Origin of the sequence: Pantoea sp. BR_17 (assembly GCF_041955125.1) — a bacterium.
Classification (GTDB): Bacteria; Pseudomonadota; Gammaproteobacteria; order Enterobacterales; family Enterobacteriaceae; genus Pantoea; species Pantoea stewartii.
This window is the reverse complement of the sequence record NZ_JAVAXT010000013.1, coordinates 136,522-154,418: the sequence shown is the minus strand read 5'-3', so window position 1 is coordinate 154,418 and position 17,897 is coordinate 136,522. Positions and strand designations below refer to the sequence as shown.

Genomic DNA, 17,897 nt, shown 5'->3' with positions numbered 1-17,897 from the left:
TGACGGTCTGGCCTGCCTCCACATTGGTTGTGGTGCCCGAAAGCGTTTGATCTGACGCCTTCTCGGTGTTGTCCAGCACGTTATCCCCGGCGAAAGGGTTGACGGTGAGCGTTGGCGCACCGGGCGTTCCCGGTGCGGCCGGGTTGTCACCACCACCTCCTCCTCCTCCGCCCCGACTGGTACCCAGTGCAACGCCCGCCAGACCAAGCAGGCCCACACCGCTGGCGGTCATTAGTCCGGTAGAAATATTGCTGTTATCAGCCAGGAGAAGGGGATCGACACTGTCGAGAGATTCATAGGTGGGCGTCATGGTTGTGGCGGCGTAATCTGTTGCGTCAACCGCCGTGGGGAAAAGCGCATGCTCTGGGGGATTCACACCATCGTCAAACACCAGTTCACTGTGATCGCCGGCAGCATCATCCAGAAAGAAGTTTTTATAGCGAACCGTGCTGCCGTCACGCATCTGAACGATAAGGTCATCACCCTGCCGTTGAAATTGCGTCACCACTTCACGTGTGCCGTTAATACGGACAACGCTGGGTTCACTGAGGGTAATCGTTTGTGCTGAGACGCCATCGACCTGTGAAATGAGCGTACCATTTGCACGGGAAATGATATCCACCCGAGTTTGAGTGATTTCTGCCATCTTGACCTTACTCCACCAGAGAAGCTAATTAACTGAAATGAAAACCATAAAAATAATTTATGGGTAACCTTTCCACGTTTTACTTGCTGCGAATCTGAAAACGTTTCAACCTGGCACAACAATAGGTAAAAAAATCAAGAACGATGGCAAAAAATCTAAGCGAAGCGTAATAATTGTTTAAATTTTAATTAATCCGAACTTACTTTTGGCAACATCATGAAAATAATATTCATCACAGCCAGGGCAAAAATCAATCGCAATATGCAGTTTTATTTATGATTTAACCAAGATAACATTAGCCAAATTTTGGTTTTGTCAGTAAAAAAGTGGCAAAAATGTGCCGCGCATCGCTTTCAGATGTTGCTAAATGTTTCTAAAAAATGCGCAAAGTTACGGATTAACCTGTTTTTTTTAGGCCTTGACAGGCTGAAGGCATACTCAAATTTAACTAAGCAATACACGTAGCGAAAATGTGACCACGGTCATACAACGTCGCGGCAGGAGGGAAAGTAAGCCAGGAAAGTTCTGGAAAAATCATTGGCACCGCTAAAAGTCGGTACACTGGCGCTGCGCGAAAATCATCTACGTAAAATGATGAACTGTTAAGCCTGTGTTCTCACAGCGTTTTGCAGCAATTTGATGCTACACTTTTTTGCTTCGATACAGATGAAATAAGAGCCATGACAGCACTGGATGCCGCAAAATCAACCTGTTCTGAACGCCGCCTTAGCGCCGGTACGCGTACCATTTTTTTAATTAATGGACTGGGCATGTCAGCCTGGGCACCACTGGTACCTTATGCGCGCGATCGCTTGCAGTTAGAAGGAGCATCCCTCGGTGCCCTGCTGCTCTGCCTGGGGATTGGTTCACTGCTTGCGATGCCCGTCACAGGCACGCTGGTCGCCCGCTTTGGCTGCCGGCGGGTGATGATGAGTTCGACGCTGCTGGTCCTGTTGATGCTACCCGTGCTGGCAACCGCGCCTTCCCATCTGGTGATGGCCGCAGCACTCATGCTGTTTGGTGCCGGGTTGGGGATGCTGGACGTTGCAATGAATTATCAGGCGGTGGAAGTAGAAAAAGCCGCAGGACGCCCCATGATGTCAGGCTTTCACGCGTTTTTCAGCCTGGGAGGCATTTTAGGTGCTGGTGCGGTAAGTCTGCTGTTAGGTCTGACATTGACCCCTCTCTTATCGGTTCTGATCGTTATGGCGGTGATGGTCGCATTGCTGCTGTGGCGGCTGTCCGGCTATATGAACCAGCGCTTACATCAGCCTGATCAGCCCTGGCTGGTGATTCCGCGCGGGCGTGTCGCCTTTCTGGGCGTACTGTGCTTTATCCTGTTTCTGGCAGAAGGCGCAGTACTGGACTGGGGTGCCCTGTTGCTGCTGCAAAATCCGTCAATGTCGACGGCACATGCGGGCCTGGGCTATGCCGTATTCTCTGTAGCGATGACGGCAGGACGCTTTACTGGCGATAAGATTATTCAACGTTTTGGCCGCTATCCGGTGATGGTCATGGGCGCGCTGGCCGCGGCGTCGGGCCTGGCGCTCGCCGTCCTGCTGCCCTGGCCGGAAGCGTCATTACTGGCTTTCTTACTGGTGGGATTTGGTTTATCCAATACCGTGCCTATGTTATTTAACGCGGCGGGTAATCAGCATGCAATGCCCGCTAACCTGGCGATTTCAGCCATGACAACGTTGGGATATGCAGGTATTCTTTCTGGTCCGGCGTTGATCGGGTTCATCTCTCAATGGATTAGCCTTAGCGGTGCATTTTTACTGATTGCACTGCTCTTGTTGGCTGTGGCTGTCAGTGCGCGCAACGTTGCGCGATAAATCAGGTATCTGAGACGCTATGTTGTATAAGTTTCCTCTGACATCCAGCAATGTCACCCGCTTTTTTATCGTATTTAACCTGGTACTGTTACTGGCGCTGGGTTGTATGGTGCAAAATTCAATTAATGCCTGGCTAACCGATAAACGCTATGCCATGGCCGATATGGCGCACGACGTACAAAAACGTATTGATACCTATCGTTTTGTGACCTGGCAAATTTATGAAAACCTCTCGGCCAGTGCGGCAGGTTCCGTCCCTGCCAGCAATTTACAAGAGACGCGTCTGCGTCCTGATGTCTATTACCTCGAAAAAACCCGACGTAAAACCGAAGCGCTGATCTTTGGTTCGCATGACAGCAGCACGCTGGATATGACGATGCGGATGTCCAGTTATCTTGATACGCTGTGGGGTGCCGAATCGCCGACCTGGTCGATGTATTTCTTAAATGGTCAGGACAACAGCCTGATTATGATATCGACCCTGCCGCTGAAAGATTTGGCCACTCGCTATAAAGAGAATGCGTTAAGTTCATTAGTGGATGCGCGCCGTGCTGAAATGCTGCAGCAGGCGAATGCGCTGGATGAGCGCGAAAGCTTTTCGCCTCTGCGTCACCTTGCTTTCCAGAACGATCACTACTTTACCCTGCGTACGACGTTTAATCAGCCCGGCCATCTGGCTACTGTCGTCGCGTTTGATTTGCCTGTGAATGACTTAATCCCGCTTAATATGCCGGTAGAGAACTTCCAGTTGCGTCAGGATGCCAGCTTTACCAATAACACCAGTACAAACCAGGAAGGCCTTGAGACAACCCAGGTTTCGCTGGTCAGCCACGACATTGAGATAGCCGCAGCCCTGCCCAGCACCTCGCTGCAGCTGGTTTACCGGGTCCCCCTTGTTCGCCTGCTGCTCGACAGTGCGCATAACCTGATGTGGCCACTACTGATTAACCTGGTGCTGTTTTTACTTTCACTGAGTGGCGTATTGTTACTACGCAAACAATCGCTTCGTCCCAGTGAAAACCAGAGTGCTGAACTGGACTCCCTTCGCGTACTCAATCAGGAGATTGTGGCCAGCTTACCTGTGGGCCTGTTGGTGTACGACTTTGCGAGTAACCGTACCTTGTTAAGTAATAAGATCGCCGAGCATCTTTTGCCTCACCTGAACCTGCAAAAGATCATCAATATGTCCGATCAGCATCAGGGTGTATTACAGGCTACGATCAACAACGAAGTGTACGAAATACGCCATGCGCGTAGCGTTTTATCGCCGCATACACAGCTGTTTATGATGCGCGATCAGGATCGGGAATTACTGGTCAACAAGAAACTGCAAAAAGCACAGCAGGTGCTGGATCGCAACCACCAGATGCGTCAGCAGTTGCTGCATCACCTTGGCCATGCGTTAAACCAGCCGCTGGAAAAAATCGTCTCGCAGTTGGTGCAGTTGAGTCAGCGTGATAATGACGAAAGCGTGCTGGATATTCTGGATGAGAGCCAGTCACTGGCTCGTCTGGTGGACGATATCGTGCTGCTCAATCGTCTTGAAGCGCATGACTGGTCACCTGATGCGTCGGTATTTAACCTGCAAGAGTTACTGGACGAAATTACGCTGGAGAGCCTGCCGCTGCTGCGTCGCAAAGGCCTGTCCCTGGTGGTGAATAATCATCTGGCAAATGACGAGATGCGCTTTGGCGATCGACGTGCATTGCGCAAAATCCTCACCACGCTGATGCATTATGCGCTGATTACCACCCGCTGGGGCAAGATTACCCTGGCGGTGAAGACGGCAGAGAACCAGCCTGACCGGGTCTATATTGAACTGGTGGATACCGGTGCCGGACTGACCGTGGATGAACTGGCCAACGTGGACTTCCCGTTCCTGGGCGATACCAGTCAGGATCGTTATGGTCAGGCGTCCGGCATGGCGTTTTTCCTGTGCAAGCAGTTGTGTAAACAAATGGGCGGTAGCCTGGAGATTGTGGCGAAAGCCGATATCGGCACACGCTATAACATTCAACTGCCCCTCACGCTTGAGGAACAGCGTGATGAGGAGGAAGAGAAAATCCTGGAAGGCGTAACCGCGCTGGTGGAGATCGCCGTTGAAGATGTCCACAAAATTGTTTGTCGCCATCTGGAAAACTGGGGCGCGCGCTGCCTGACGCCTGATGAACGTATTTCGGGTCAGGATCACGACGTACAGATCACCGACGATCCGGGCAAACTGAGTGGCTGGGCATTGTTACTGGCAGAAGACGAACCGGGCCATCATGCGCTGAACGATCAACAGTATCGCGTCAATTTCAATCTCAGTAATGCACTACTGGATGCATTACTGGCACTGATTGAGAAGCAATTGTCCCACGATGTAATGGAGGATAACACTGAAGAAGATGACGCCAGCACGCCACTGCTAAGTGGAGGCTATTTCCAGCTGTTTACTGAGACAGTACCGGATGATGTAAAGAGATTGTATACTGAGTCAGCGATAAACGATTATGCCTCGCTTGCTCAGACTGCCCATCGCCTTAAAGGCGTGTTTGCTATGCTTAATTTGACACCGGGCAAACAGCTTTGTGAAGAATTAGAACACCACATCAAAGTGTGTGACGATTCAAACATTAAAAATACCACCAGTAATATTGACGCTTATGTCAATCAACTGCTGCAGCAAGGTAACCAATAAGATGAATAACCTGAATGTAATTATTGCCGATGATCACCCAATTGTTCTTTTCGGTATCCGAAAATCTCTGGAACAAATTGAGTGGGTTAACGTTGTGGGTGAGTTTGAAGACTCAACAGCACTGATTAACAACCTGTCTAAGCTTGATGCCAATGTGCTGATCACCGACCTCTCTATGCCGGGTGAAAAGTATGGTGACGGTATTACGCTGATCAAATATATCAAACGCCATTATCCTGATCTGTCGATCATTGTTCTGACCATGAACAACAACCCGGCCATCCTCAGCTCCGTGCTGGATCTGGATATCGAAGGTATCGTTCTGAAGCAAGGTGCGCCAACCGATCTGCCTAAAGCGCTGGCTGCGCTGCAGAAAGGCAAGAAATATACGCCGGAAAGCGTGGCGAAACTGCTGGAGAAAATCAGTGCCGGCGGTTATGGCGATAAGCGTCTGTCGCCTAAAGAGAGCGAAGTATTACGTCTCTTCGCTGAAGGCTTCCTGGTAACGGAAATTGCGAAGAAGCTGAACCGCAGTATTAAGACCATCAGTAGCCAGAAAAAATCGGCCATGATGAAGTTGGGTGTGGATAACGATATTGCCCTGCTCAACTATCTGTCATCGGTCAGCGCGACTCAGATCGACAAAGAGTAAGTTTTCAGGCGGTGCACTCGCACCGCCTCCTTCCGCTTCTCTTTTATCCCTGCCGGGCTTTACGTACCCGCTCCGCATAGAGACCCAGCGTTGATTTCAGCACATCCAGCGTCACGGGCTTCGACAAGCAGTTGTCCATCCCTGCGTCCATACAACGCTGCTTTTCTTCGGCCAGCGCGTTCGCCGTGACGCCTATCACCGGGAACACATGCCCTAACTGACGCAGGCGCTGAGTCAGACGATAACCGTCCATATTGGGCATGTTCACGTCGGTCAGCACAATATCAATTGTATTACGGCTTAAGACATTTAAGGCGTCAACACCATCCTGGGCGGTTTTTACCTGATAGCCCAGCGTGCCAAGCTGCTCTGACAGCAGCATGCGGTTGATAGGATGATCGTCAACGATCAGCACCATAATGTCGTCATTATGGATTTTCTCTTCGACCGGCCCGCTCAGAGAAAGCGCGTCCGTGCTCTCGGTTTCCACGGCAATGCGGTAAATACGCGCCAGTAAAGTCGGCAGTTCATGCAGGGTTGCCGTGCTGTGGATCCAGCGCCCTGCCTGCGGCTCACGCGGCATATCCACATGCGCGCCGTCAAACGTGATAACCGCACGCACCTGGGGGAATGTCTCCATTGCATAGTCGGTTAACACCACATCATCACTGCCAGGGTTTGCCAGCATATCGGCGACCTGGAAGCCATGTTGCTTCAACAGCCTGTCCAGATACTGGGCCAGGTACTCATTGCGCATTGCCAACCAGATTTTCTTATCCTGAAGCCCGTCAAGCAGTGGAATGGACGGCTGCTTACCATTGTAGATGGGAATACGCACGATAAACTGGCTTCCCATTCCCGGCTCTGACTCCACCTCAATATCCCCGTCCATCATGTTGATCAGCTTTTCACAAATCGCCAGGCCCAGCCCGGTGCCCTGGAAATTGCGCTGGACGCCATTTCCGACCTGGAAGAACGGATCGAATAACCGGGTGAGCTCTTTTGCCGGAATCCCGACGCCGGTATCACGCATACGAAAGGCCAGATAGCCCTGGGTGACGTATGCATGCAGGATGATGCAGCCGGTATGCGTAAATTTGATCGCATTATTGAGCAGGTTAGAAATCACCTGTTGCAGACGCAGGGGATCGCCATCGAGGAACTGCGGAACATCGTGTTCAATATAGCAGTACAGTGTCAGGCGTTTTTTCACCACCAGCGACAGATAGTTACCGACAATATGGGTAATCACTTCACGCGGGGAGAAAGGACGCGGTTCAATCTTTAACTGTTCCGACTCGATTTTCGAGAAATCGAGAATATCGCTGATGATTTTTAACAGCAGACTGGAGGAGTTGTTCATGGCGGTGACCAGCGAGTCGATACCGCTGGGCAACTGTCGTGTCTGTAATAAATCCAGATTACCAATAATGCCGTATAACGGCGTGCGCAGTTCATGGCTGACCGTGGCCAGAAACATCGATTTCGACTGGCTGGCCTGTTCAGCGGCATGCGCCATCTCCTGCAATGACTGCTCCATACGAACGCGCGCGGACACGTCAACCAGCACGCAGATGGCGACGTTTTCATTGCGATATCGGGAATGCACAAAGCTGATTTGCAGATTGGTGTTGCTGCCCGTCAGGACATCCACAAAGTTGACCTGTTGGCCGCCGATAATTTCATTTAACCGCTTGCGGTCTTCCTGCGTCAGCAACGTAAGATAGTTATGCGCCAGCTCATTGCTCAGAATGTTGGTGCCATCGCTGGTGCGCAGAATACAGATCCCGACCGGTGCTGACGCCACGATCTTACGGTTAAACTGCTCATGCTCTTCCAGCCTGTGTGCATTCTCTTCCGCAGGCAAAAACATGCGCCGCTCAAATAACCAGGCCAGCGTAAACAGCAGTACCGCACTCATGATATTGAGCAGCACCGCGTTAATCATCATGAGCCTGAGCTGATCGACCAGGACATCCGTTGACACCGACCAGATCACATTGAGTTCTGATGGCGGTAAGGGTTTCTTGAGCACCAGCTGGCGATAACCGTCCAGATAACCAAACCAGGTTTTATCGTCGGGTAATTCGTTTAGCGAGAAACCTACGCCTCCCCGGCGTGACGTCAGCAACGGCGTATAATTTTCGTCGGTTATGGTCGCGGTCACCGGCAGGCTGCCGGGCTGGATAAATTCATCAAGGCGGATATTTTGCTCTACGCCCAGCAAAGCCTGCAGTTTATCGGCCACATAGACCGGCATCACCACAGAGAAGCTGCCTACACCAGGCTGAGCGGAGCTGCTCACCCAGTAAGCCGGATTACGCTGGTCCTCTTCCGGGCTGTTACGGTAACGCTGCAGGTTTTCCCGCAGAAGCTTCAGACTGCGATCGCGACTGACATTATTATTGTTATTGCTGACGGTAAAGTCAGCCAGGCACCTGTTATCGCCGCCAATCAGGAAGACCCGGTTCAGCTCGTAGGAGGAGGCGAAATTGCTTTTCCAGTAGTTAATGTAGTTGCCTAAGGAATCAAGCGAGTTGCGCCAGGTGGTGCTCATGGAGGCACAGTCGTCACCGGAATATAACGGCATAAACTGCGGCTGAATCAGATTGTCCGCCTGGGACTGACCGGTGGGTGCAGGTCTGGCGAGCCGGTTTTCAGCAATATATTTGAGTTCACGCATCATGCCCGCAGAATGACGGACGTACCAGTCAATGGTGCCGTAGTTACTGGCAAACTCCTGACGTACCTTGTTCTCTTTGTCATGCAGGACGCTGATAATATAGAACGTCGTCAGAACAGCGCCCAGCAACCAGATGAGCAGTGCCAGCGCGCGAAACAGATAGCGCGAAATGCGCAGCGTCGTGCGGAAAGAAACTAGATATTTCAAAGGTGACTCGCAGGTGGCAAGGTTAGTCGCATTGTTGGATTTTTGATGTTCATACACTAGCTTTATCGCAGCGAAAAAGCCAGTCGACTCCGGGCTCAGGGCGCAGTTTGAGAATGTTTGACCTGCCGCCCACCTCTCCTCTCGCTGCCTTCACAGCAAAAAAAACGGCAGGCCGGGTTACCCCTGACCTGCCGTTGCGGTTTAACGTACGACGGGTAACTTACTCGTCGTCGTCCACTGCCGGTTCATCATCGTCGTCATTGTCGACTTCAGGTACGATATCATCGTCCCCTTCCGCCACGCTGCCATCGATAGCATCCAGTTCTTCTTCTTCCACCGGTTCCGCTACGCGCTGCAGACCGACAACATTCTCGTCTTCGGCTGTACGAATCAGGATCACACCCTGGGTATTACGGCCCACGATGCTGACTTCGGAGACACGGGTTCTTACCAGTGTGCCGGCATCGGTGATCATCATGATCTGATCGCTGTCGACAACCTGTACCGCACCAATAACCGGGCCATTACGCTCAGTTACTTTGATGGAAATTACGCCCTGCGTTGCACGGGATTTGGTCGGGTACTCACTGTTCGCGGTACGCTTACCGTAGCCATTCTGCGTAACAGTAAGAATAGCGCCCTCTTCACGCGGCACGATCAGCGAAACTACGCGATCGTTTTGCGCCAGCTTAATGCCCCGTACGCCCGAAGCCGTTCGGCCCATGGCACGTACCGCGGATTCTGCAAAGCGCACCACCTTACCGGCCGCAGAGAACAACATCGCCTCATCGTTGCCGTTCGTCAGCGCCACACCGATCAGCTCATCGTCATCACGCAGGTTAATCGCGATAATGCCTGCGCTACGTGGGCGGCTAAACTCCTGCAGACCCGTTTTCTTCACGGTCCCGCTGGCGGTAGCCATGAAGATGTTAAAGCCTTCGGTGTATTCACGTACCGGCAGAATCGCCGTAATACGTTCGTTGGCTTCCAGCGGCAACAGGTTAACGATAGGACGCCCACGTGCACCACGGCTGGCTTCAGGCAACTGGTAGACTTTCATCCAGTAGAGTCGGCCACGGCTGGAGAAGCACAGGATCGTGTCGTGGGTATTCGCCACCAGCAGACGATCGATAAAGTCTTCTTCTTTGATTCGGGCGGCAGACTTGCCTTTACCGCCACGGCGCTGGGCTTCATAGTCGCTCAGCGGCTGATATTTCACATAGCCCTGATGCGACAATGTCACCACAACATCTTCCTGATTGATCAGGTCTTCGATGTTGATGTCGGCGCTGTTAGCCGTAATTTCAGTGCGGCGGTCGTCGCCGAACTGATCGCGCATCAGCTCAAGCTCTTCGCGAATGACTTCCATCAGACGTTCTGAGCTGGACAGGATGTGCAGTAATTCTGCAATCTGATCCAGCAGCTGTTTGTACTCGTCCAGCAGCTTCTCATGCTCAAGGCCGGTCAGCTTCTGCAGACGTAAGTCCAGAATGGCCTGCGCCTGTTGTTCTGTCAGGTAATACTGACCATCACGGATACCGAACTGCGCTTCCAGCCACTCTGGACGGGCCGCATCGTCGCCTGCACGTTCCAGCATCGCGGCCACATTGCCCAGCGCCCACGATTGCGAGATCAGACCCGCTTTTGCTTCCGCTGGCGTTGGTGCGCGGCGAATCAGTTCGATAATCGGATCGATGTTAGCCAGCGCAATCGCCAGACCTTCAAGGATATGTGCCCGATCGCGCGCCTTGCGCAGTTCGAAAATAGTACGGCGTGTCACCACTTCACGGCGATGGCGAACGAAGGCTTCGAGAATCTCCTTCAGCGCCATAATCTTCGGCTGGCCCTGATGGAGAGCGACCATGTTGATACCGAAAGAGGTCTGCAACTGAGTCAGGGAATAGAGGTTATTGAGAACCACTTCACCAACGGCGTCACGCTTGATTTCAATGACGATACGCATGCCGTCTTTATCAGACTCATCGCGCAGCGCACTGATTCCTTCGACGCGCTTTTCTTTCACCAGCTCGGCAATCTTCTCTATCAGGCGCGCTTTGTTCACCTGATAGGGCAGCTCGTGAATGACGATGGTTTCACGTCCGGTTTTGGCATCCACTTCCACTTCACCACGGGCACGGATGTAAACTTTACCGCGACCGGTGCGATAGGCTTCTTCAATGCCGCGACGCCCGTTGATAATGGCCGCCGTCGGGAAATCAGGCCCCGGAATGTGTTCCATCAGCCCTTCAACGCTGATGTTTTCATCTTCAATATAAGCCAGGCAGCCGTTAATCACTTCGCGCAGGTTATGCGGCGGAATGTTGGTGGCCATACCGACGGCAATACCGGACGATCCGTTGACCAGCAGGTTAGGGATTTTGGTGGGCAGAACTTCAGGGATCTGCTCGGTACCGTCGTAGTTCGGTACGAAGTCAACGGTCTCTTTTTCCAGATCAGCTAACAGGTCGTGGGCGATTTTAGACATGCGCACTTCGGTATAACGCATCGCCGCAGCGGAGTCGCCGTCGATGGATCCGAAGTTGCCTTGACCGTCCACCAGCATGTAACGCAGGGAGAAAGGCTGGGCCATACGTACGATGGTGTCGTAAACGGCAGAATCACCATGCGGGTGATATTTACCGATAACGTCACCGACGACGCGGGCAGATTTTTTATAGGGTTTGTTCCAGTCATTACCCAGTTCGCTCATCGCGTAGAGTACGCGGCGATGTACTGGCTTCAGGCCATCACGCACATCGGGTAAAGCTCGGCCAACAATGACCGACATGGCGTAATCGAGGTAAGAATTTTTTAACTCTTCTTCGATATTAACCGGTGTAATTTCTCTCGCAAGGTCGCTCATGGAGCCGCTATCCCTCTACTAATCCCGGATTTTAAAGGTGCGAAAGTATATCACACCGCAATTCACTGGTGAACGTTAACCACCTTATTAAGGTGCTTTTACTCATGTTGATAAGATGCGCCATGATAAGTTAAGCGTTTATACTGATGTCACATTTTGTCAGGAGTCACGATTCAATGAATGCACAACCACAGAACCCTCAGCACAATGTCGATGCACAGGAAATTGCCAAGTTCGAGGCCGTTGCCTCGCGCTGGTGGGATCTGGAGGGCGAATTTAAACCGCTGCACCGTATTAATCCCCTGCGGCTGGGCTACATTGCGCAACACAGTCACGGGCTGTTCGGTAAAAAAGTGCTCGATGTCGGCTGTGGTGGCGGTATCCTGGCGGAAAGCATGGCCCGGGAAGGTGCAATCGTCACCGGGCTGGATATGGGCGCGGAGCCACTTGAGGTGGCACGACTGCATGCGCTGGAGAGCGGCGTGACGCTCGACTATGTGCAACAAACGGTCGAGGAGCATGCCAGCCAGCATGCAGGCCAGTACGATGTGGTGACCTGCATGGAGATGCTTGAGCACGTGCCGGATCCACGTTCGGTGGTGCACGCCTGCGCGCAGCTGGTTAAACCCGGTGGCGAGGTGTTCTTCTCGACCATTAACCGTAATCCCAAAGCCTGGCTGATGGCGATTTTCGGTGCGGAATATGTCCTGCGCATGGTGCCGCGTGGGACGCATGATGTGAAGAAATTTATCCGTCCCTCTGAGCTGCTGGGTTGGGTGGATGAAACCCCGCTGCGTGAACGCAACATGACGGGCCTGCACTACAACCCGCTTACCGATCGGTTCCGTCTGGGCAAAGGTGTGGACGTGAACTACATGATCCACACGCATCACGGCGAGGCGTAATTCCTGTGCAGCGTGCGGCTTTGCCCACGCTGCTGTCATCCCACTGTCATCACAAAACGCTATCCTCCCTGCCGCTACGCGTTAAGCCCTGTGGCACGACGGCTATGGCTCAAAACAGGCTTTCGCATAGACCAATGCTGGAAAAAGTCGCGCAATGTTTGAAAAATCAGCGGTCGATCATAAATCGCAATATTTTCTCAGACTGGTTGACAAGACCTGCGGCCTTACGAGACGCGGCCTAAGAAAACCCGCAGAAAATACAACCCCCGCAGACATCATTTTTTCCTCTTGTTAAGCGCCAGCAAAATACTAGAATAAGCCTCCATATTGTTATACTTATCTTCGACAACCCCAAGATGTAGTGTTTATCCACAACATTATTCACAATGAATATGCTGTGTATAAATCGGGATTTCTTTTAATTATTGGATACTCACGCAAAGGTAAAAACGCGACATGAACCAAAGTCTGCTCGTTACTAAACGCGATGGCCGCCAGGAGCGCATTGATCTCGACAAAATTCACCGTGTCCTCGACTGGGCAGCTGAAGGGCTGAACAATGTGTCGGTTTCACAGGTAGAGCTGCGTTCCCACATTCAGTTTTATGATGGCATCAAAACCTCTGACATCCATGAAACGATCATCAAGGCCGCTGCAGACCTTATTTCTCGCGATGCCCCTGACTATCAGTACCTTGCCGCCCGTCTGGCGATCTTCCACCTGCGTAAAAAAGCGTACGGCCAGTTTGAGCCGCCCGCGCTGTACGATCAGGTCGTTAAGATGGTTGACCTGGGCAAATACGATCGCCATCTGCTGGAAGACTACAGCCGTGAAGAGTTCGAGCAGATGGACGGCTTCATCGACCACTGGCGCGACATGAATTTCTCCTATGCGGCCGTGAAACAGCTGGAAGGCAAATATCTGGTTCAGAACCGCGTCTCCGGTGAGATCTACGAAAGCGCCCAGTTCCTGTACATTCTGGTGGCGGCCTGCCTGTTCTCAGGCTATCCGCGTGCGACCCGGATGGATTACATCAAGCGTTTCTACGATGCGATTTCCACGTTTAAAATCTCCCTGCCGACGCCAATCATGTCGGGAGTGCGTACGCCAACACGTCAGTTCAGCTCCTGTGTCCTGATTGAATGTGGCGACAGCCTGGATTCCATCAACGCGACCTCCAGCGCTATTGTGAAATACGTTTCACAACGCGCAGGTATTGGTATTAACGCGGGTCGTATCCGCGCGCTGGGCAGCCCGATTCGCGGCGGTGAAGCTTTCCATACCGGTTGTATCCCGTTCTACAAGCACTTCCAGACGGCGGTGAAATCCTGTTCGCAGGGCGGCGTCCGTGGCGGCGCAGCGACCCTGTTCTATCCGATGTGGCATCTGGAAGTGGAAAGCCTGTTAGTCCTGAAAAACAACCGTGGTGTGGAAGGTAACCGCGTGCGTCACATGGACTACGGTGTGCAGCTCAACAAAATGATGTACCAGCGCCTGCTGAAGGGCGAGGACATCACGCTGTTTAGCCCGTCAGACGTACCTGGCCTGTACGATGCGTTCTTTGCCGATCAGGACGAATTTGAACGTCTTTACACCAAATACGAACAAGACAGTAGCATTCGTAAGCAGCGTGTGAAAGCGGTGGATCTGTTCTCGCTGATGATGCAGGAACGCGCCTCTACCGGCCGTATCTACATCCAGAACGTTGACCACTGCAACACACACAGCCCGTTTGACGCCAGTATTGCGCCAGTACGCCAGTCGAACCTGTGTCTGGAAATTGCGCTGCCAACTAAACCGCTCAATGACGTCAACGACGAAAACGGTGAGATTGCGCTCTGTACGCTGTCAGCGTTTAACCTTGGTGCGATTGACAGCCTGGACGATCTGGAAGAGCTGGCCACGCTGGCCGTACGCGCGCTGGATGCACTGCTGGATTATCAGGATTACCCGATTCCGGCCGCGCAGCGGGGTGCGATGGGTCGTCGTACGCTGGGCATTGGCGTCATTAACTTTGCTTACTACCTGGCGAAGCACGGCGTGCGCTACTCCGACGGCAGCGCGAATGGCCTGACGCACAAAACCTTTGAAGCCATTCAGTACTACCTGCTGAAAGCCTCAAATGAGCTGGCTAAAGAGCAAGGCGCCTGCCCGTGGTTCAATGAAACCACCTATGCACAGGGCGTGCTGCCAATTGATACCTACAAGAAAGATCTGGATGCGATTTGCAACGAGCCGCTGCACCTGGACTGGGAAACCCTGCGCGAGCAGATTAAAACCCACGGCCTGCGCAACTCGACGCTTTCTGCCCTGATGCCGTCTGAAACCTCGTCGCAGATTTCAAACGCCACCAACGGTATCGAACCGCCGCGCGGCCATATCAGTATTAAAGCATCTAAAGACGGTATCCTGCGTCAGGTGGTGCCGGAGTATGAGCGTCTTAAAGATCAGTACGAACTGCTGTGGGATATGCCGTCCAACGATGGCTACCTGCAACTGGTTGGCGTAATGCAGAAATTCATCGATCAGGCGATTTCGTCAAATACCAACTACGATCCGTCGCGCTTCCCGAATGGCAAAGTGCCGATGAAGCAACTGCTGAAAGATCTGCTGACCGCCTACAAGTTTGGCGTGAAAACGCTCTACTACCAAAACACCCGTGATGGTGCGGAAGATGCGCAGGACGATCTGGCACCTTCTATTCAGGATGATGGCTGCGAAAGCGGCGCCTGTAAGATCTGACGGTCGGGCGGGAGCCTTTCCCGCCCACATTTTTCCGCGAGGCCGGTGCTGAGCCTCGTCTACCATGGACAGTTTTTTATGGCTTACTCCACTTTTTCACAAAACAAAAATGACCAGCTGAAAGAGCCTATGTTTTTCGGTCAGTCCGTTAACGTGGCGCGCTTTGACCAGCAGAAATACGATATCTTTGAAAAACTGATCGAAAAGCAGCTTTCGTTCTTCTGGCGTCCTGAAGAAGTCGATGTCTCGCGCGATCGCATCGACTACCAGGCCCTGCCCGATCATGAAAAGCATATCTTCATCAGCAACCTGAAATACCAGACGTTACTGGACTCGATTCAGGGACGCAGCCCGAACGTGGCACTGCTGCCGCTGATCTCGATTCCGGAACTGGAAACCTGGATCGAAACCTGGGCGTTCTCCGAAACGATCCACTCTCGCTCGTACACCCACATCATTCGCAACATCGTGAACGATCCGTCTGTAGTGTTTGACGATATCGTCACCAACCAGCAGATTCTGGCGCGTGCGCAGGACATCTCTAAGTACTACGATGACCTGATTGAGATGACTAACTATTGGCATTTGCTGGGCGAAGGTACGCATCAGGTCAATGGTAAGTCCATTACGGTTAACGTGCGCGCGCTGAAAAAGCAGCTGTATATTTGCCTGATGAGCGTCAATGCGCTGGAAGCGATCCGCTTCTACGTCAGCTTTGCCTGCTCTTTTGCGTTTGCTGAGCGAGAACTGATGGAAGGCAACGCCAAAATCATCAAGCTGATTGCACGCGACGAAGCTCTGCATCTGACCGGCACCCAGCACATGCTGAATCTGCTGCGCACCGGTGAAGACGATCCTGAAATGAAAGAAATTGCCGCCGAATGCCGTGAAGAGTGCTTCGAGCTGTTTAAGAAAGCGGCCTTACAGGAGAAAGAGTGGGCAGATTACCTGTTCAGCGGCGGCTCCATGATCGGTCTGAACAAAGATATCCTGTGCCAGTATATCGAATACATCACCAACATTCGTATGCAGGCGGTTGGCCTCGATCTGCCGTTCGAAACGCGCTCGAACCCGATTCCCTGGATCAACGCCTGGCTGGTGTCCGATAACGTTCAGGTTGCCCCGCAGGAAGTGGAAGTCAGTTCTTACCTGGTGGGTCAGATTGATTCAGAAGTGGGCGAAAACGACTTCGACGACTTCCAGTTATAACGATGAGCCGTTCTGTTGTTATTCTGCGCAGTTCCGGCACCCGACTGGAGTGCGCAGACGATCATCCTAATCTGTTGACCATGCTGGAAGCCAACAACCTGTGCGTGGAGTTTCAGTGCCGGGAAGGTTACTGCGGCTCCTGCCGTATGCGGTTACTGCGCGGCGAGGTCGACTACGCGGAAACCCCGCTGGCCTTTATTGAACAGGGGGAGATCCTGCCCTGCTGCTGTAAGGCGAAAGGTGAAATCGAGCTTGAACTCTAGTGGTTGAGCCAAAGCGTTTAAAAAAACCGTCATCCCAACCGGATGACGGTTTTTTTTCGCCGGGTGCTGACTCAGGGGATACGGGCAATGACTTTGATTTCAAAATCGAATCCTGCCAGCCAGTTAACGCCGACCGCCGTCCAGTTAGGATAAGGTGGCTGCGGAAATATCGCTTTTTTCACTTCCATAATGGTAGCGAACTGCGTTTCAGGGTCGGTATGAAACGTGGTGACATCAATAAGATCATCGAACGAACAGCCTGCCGCCGCCAGTGTCTGGCGCAGATTCTCAAAGGCCAGTTGCACCTGAGCAGCAAAATCCGGTTCAGGCGATCCGTCCGTGCGACTGCCAACCTGACCCGAGACGAACAGCAGGTCGCCCGAGCGGATCGCAGCGGAATAGCCATGCCTTTCATACAGCGCATGACGACCCGCCGGGAAAATTGCTTCACGATTGCTCATTGTTTTACCCTCTGGTGAGTTGTTATCAGGAAATCATGCGCCTCATGACGACATGATTTAATATACTTCCCGTATGTGAAATAAAACACACATACGCCCCGTATGTCAATTTCAGATACGCAATGTATACGAAAAGGAGAGAACCATGGCAGGACGACCTCGTGCGGTCACAATGGAAGAAAATCGCCTTAAGCTGATTGCCGCCGCACGTAAAGCCTTTGCCGAAAAGGGGTTTGCTGCCGCGTCCATGGATGAGCTGACGGCGAGCGTTGGTTTAACGCGCGGTGCGCTTTATCACAATTTTGGCGATAAACGTGGCCTTCTCGCCGCTGTGGTCGCGGAAGTCGACAGTGAAATCGCCCAGCGTGCAAAAGCGCGCGCGGCCAGTGCGGGCGACAGCTGGAACCAGTTGCTGGCGGAAGGTATCGCCTATATCGAGATGGCGCTGGACCCCGAAGTGCAGCGTATTGTATTACTGGATGGCCCGGCCTTTCTTGGCGATCCCTCGCTGTGGCCCAGCCAGAACGCCTGCCTGACCGCAACCCAACATGCACTGGAGGAGATGGTCACGAGCGGCGTGCTGAAGCCCGTGGATGTTGAAGCCGCTGCCCGCTTGCTGAATGGTGCGGCGTTTACTGCCGCCTTGTGGGTGGCCGCCAGCGCTGAGCCCCAGGTCACGCTGGCTAAAGTCACGGCGACCTTTACCGTCTTGGCGACGGGGCTACGGCGTTAAACAGCGTGTTAGTTG

At 52.7% G+C, this 17,897-nt stretch carries 12 protein-coding genes; 8 read left to right on the top strand and 4 right to left on the bottom strand.

The window, feature by feature from the left end; translation table 11 throughout:
- On the bottom strand, positions 1-646 hold a 646-nt coding region (locus tag RAC60_RS18795; protein ID WP_375094138.1), incomplete at its 3' end, for a BapA prefix-like domain-containing protein.
- Between the two features lie 680 nt (positions 647-1,326).
- Between RAC60_RS18795 and RAC60_RS18790 the strand changes: the two genes are divergently transcribed.
- The 3 genes from RAC60_RS18790 to rcsB are packed head-to-tail and all read left to right on the top strand — an operon-like array spanning position 1,327 to position 5,816.
- Positions 1,327-2,481: an MFS transporter gene (locus RAC60_RS18790; RefSeq protein ID WP_033740605.1), complete on the top strand. Its 1,155-nt coding sequence runs from the start codon at positions 1,327-1,329 to the stop codon at positions 2,479-2,481.
- Positions 2,482-2,500: 19 nt separating this feature from the next.
- Positions 2,501-5,164 (top strand): phosphotransferase RcsD, encoded by a 2,664-nt coding sequence (gene rcsD, locus RAC60_RS18785; RefSeq protein WP_033740607.1) that lies wholly within the window; start codon positions 2,501-2,503, stop codon positions 5,162-5,164.
- 1 nt (position 5,165) lies between these two features.
- Positions 5,166-5,816, top strand: a complete 651-nt coding sequence (gene rcsB, locus RAC60_RS18780) for a response regulator transcription factor RcsB (protein WP_006120001.1) — start codon at positions 5,166-5,168, stop codon at positions 5,814-5,816.
- 43 nt (positions 5,817-5,859) lie between these two features.
- Here the strand turns inward: rcsB and rcsC are convergent, their stop codons facing one another.
- Positions 5,860-8,706 carry a two-component system sensor histidine kinase RcsC gene (rcsC, locus tag RAC60_RS18775; protein ID WP_375094137.1) on the bottom strand — a complete coding sequence of 949 codons (2,847 nt, stop codon included), beginning with the start codon at positions 8,704-8,706 and terminating at the stop codon, positions 5,860-5,862.
- A 220-nt stretch (positions 8,707-8,926) separates the two neighbouring features.
- Positions 8,927-11,569 (bottom strand): DNA topoisomerase (ATP-hydrolyzing) subunit A, encoded by a 2,643-nt coding sequence (gyrA, locus tag RAC60_RS18770; RefSeq protein WP_033740609.1) that lies wholly within the window; start codon positions 11,567-11,569, stop codon positions 8,927-8,929.
- 176 nt (positions 11,570-11,745) lie between these two features.
- Here gyrA and ubiG point away from each other — a divergent pair, with 176 nt between their 5' ends.
- The 4 genes from ubiG (at position 11,746) to yfaE (ending at position 16,688) form a co-directional block, all read left to right on the top strand.
- Complete coding sequence (ubiG, locus tag RAC60_RS18765; protein WP_033740611.1) at positions 11,746-12,474, top strand: bifunctional 2-polyprenyl-6-hydroxyphenol methylase/3-demethylubiquinol 3-O-methyltransferase UbiG; 729 nt, start codon at positions 11,746-11,748, stop codon at positions 12,472-12,474.
- 456 nt (positions 12,475-12,930) lie between these two features.
- Complete coding sequence (gene nrdA / locus RAC60_RS18760; RefSeq protein WP_033740614.1) at positions 12,931-15,216, top strand: class 1a ribonucleoside-diphosphate reductase subunit alpha; 2,286 nt, start codon at positions 12,931-12,933, stop codon at positions 15,214-15,216.
- A 78-nt stretch (positions 15,217-15,294) separates the two neighbouring features.
- Complete coding sequence (nrdB, locus tag RAC60_RS18755) at positions 15,295-16,425, top strand: class Ia ribonucleoside-diphosphate reductase subunit beta (protein ID WP_006120006.1); 1,131 nt, start codon at positions 15,295-15,297, stop codon at positions 16,423-16,425.
- Positions 16,426-16,427: 2 nt separating this feature from the next.
- A complete protein-coding gene (gene yfaE / locus RAC60_RS18750; RefSeq protein WP_006120007.1) occupies positions 16,428-16,688 on the top strand; it encodes a class I ribonucleotide reductase maintenance protein YfaE in 261 nt (86 codons plus the stop codon).
- Between the two features lie 71 nt (positions 16,689-16,759).
- Here the strand turns inward: yfaE and RAC60_RS18745 are convergent, their stop codons facing one another.
- A complete protein-coding gene (locus tag RAC60_RS18745) occupies positions 16,760-17,149 on the bottom strand; it encodes a RidA family protein (protein ID WP_039339659.1) in 390 nt (129 codons plus the stop codon).
- A 145-nt stretch (positions 17,150-17,294) separates the two neighbouring features.
- Between RAC60_RS18745 and RAC60_RS18740 the strand changes: the two genes are divergently transcribed.
- Complete coding sequence (locus RAC60_RS18740) at positions 17,295-17,882, top strand: TetR/AcrR family transcriptional regulator (protein ID WP_110268198.1); 588 nt, start codon at positions 17,295-17,297, stop codon at positions 17,880-17,882.
- Positions 17,883-17,897: the final 15 nt, after the last annotated feature.

What these genes read in the sequence shown, in the direction of transcription:
- rcsB (WP_006120001.1), top strand. Translation starts at nt 5,166, where the DNA reads ATGAATAACCTGAATGTAATTATTGCCGATGATCACCCAATTGTTCTT.
- RAC60_RS18790 (WP_033740605.1), top strand. Translation starts at nt 1,327, where the DNA reads ATGACAGCACTGGATGCCGCAAAATCAACCTGTTCTGAACGCCGCCTT.
- RAC60_RS18745 (WP_039339659.1), bottom strand. Translation starts at nt 17,149, where the DNA reads ATGAGCAATCGTGAAGCAATTTTCCCGGCGGGTCGTCATGCGCTGTAT.
- rcsD (WP_033740607.1), top strand. Translation starts at nt 2,501, where the DNA reads ATGTTGTATAAGTTTCCTCTGACATCCAGCAATGTCACCCGCTTTTTT.
- yfaE (WP_006120007.1), top strand. Translation starts at nt 16,428, where the DNA reads ATGAGCCGTTCTGTTGTTATTCTGCGCAGTTCCGGCACCCGACTGGAG.
- RAC60_RS18740 (WP_110268198.1), top strand. Translation starts at nt 17,295, where the DNA reads ATGGCAGGACGACCTCGTGCGGTCACAATGGAAGAAAATCGCCTTAAG.
- nrdA (WP_033740614.1), top strand. Translation starts at nt 12,931, where the DNA reads ATGAACCAAAGTCTGCTCGTTACTAAACGCGATGGCCGCCAGGAGCGC.
- ubiG (WP_033740611.1), top strand. Translation starts at nt 11,746, where the DNA reads ATGAATGCACAACCACAGAACCCTCAGCACAATGTCGATGCACAGGAA.
- gyrA (WP_033740609.1), bottom strand. Translation starts at nt 11,569, where the DNA reads ATGAGCGACCTTGCGAGAGAAATTACACCGGTTAATATCGAAGAAGAG.
- nrdB (WP_006120006.1), top strand. Translation starts at nt 15,295, where the DNA reads ATGGCTTACTCCACTTTTTCACAAAACAAAAATGACCAGCTGAAAGAG.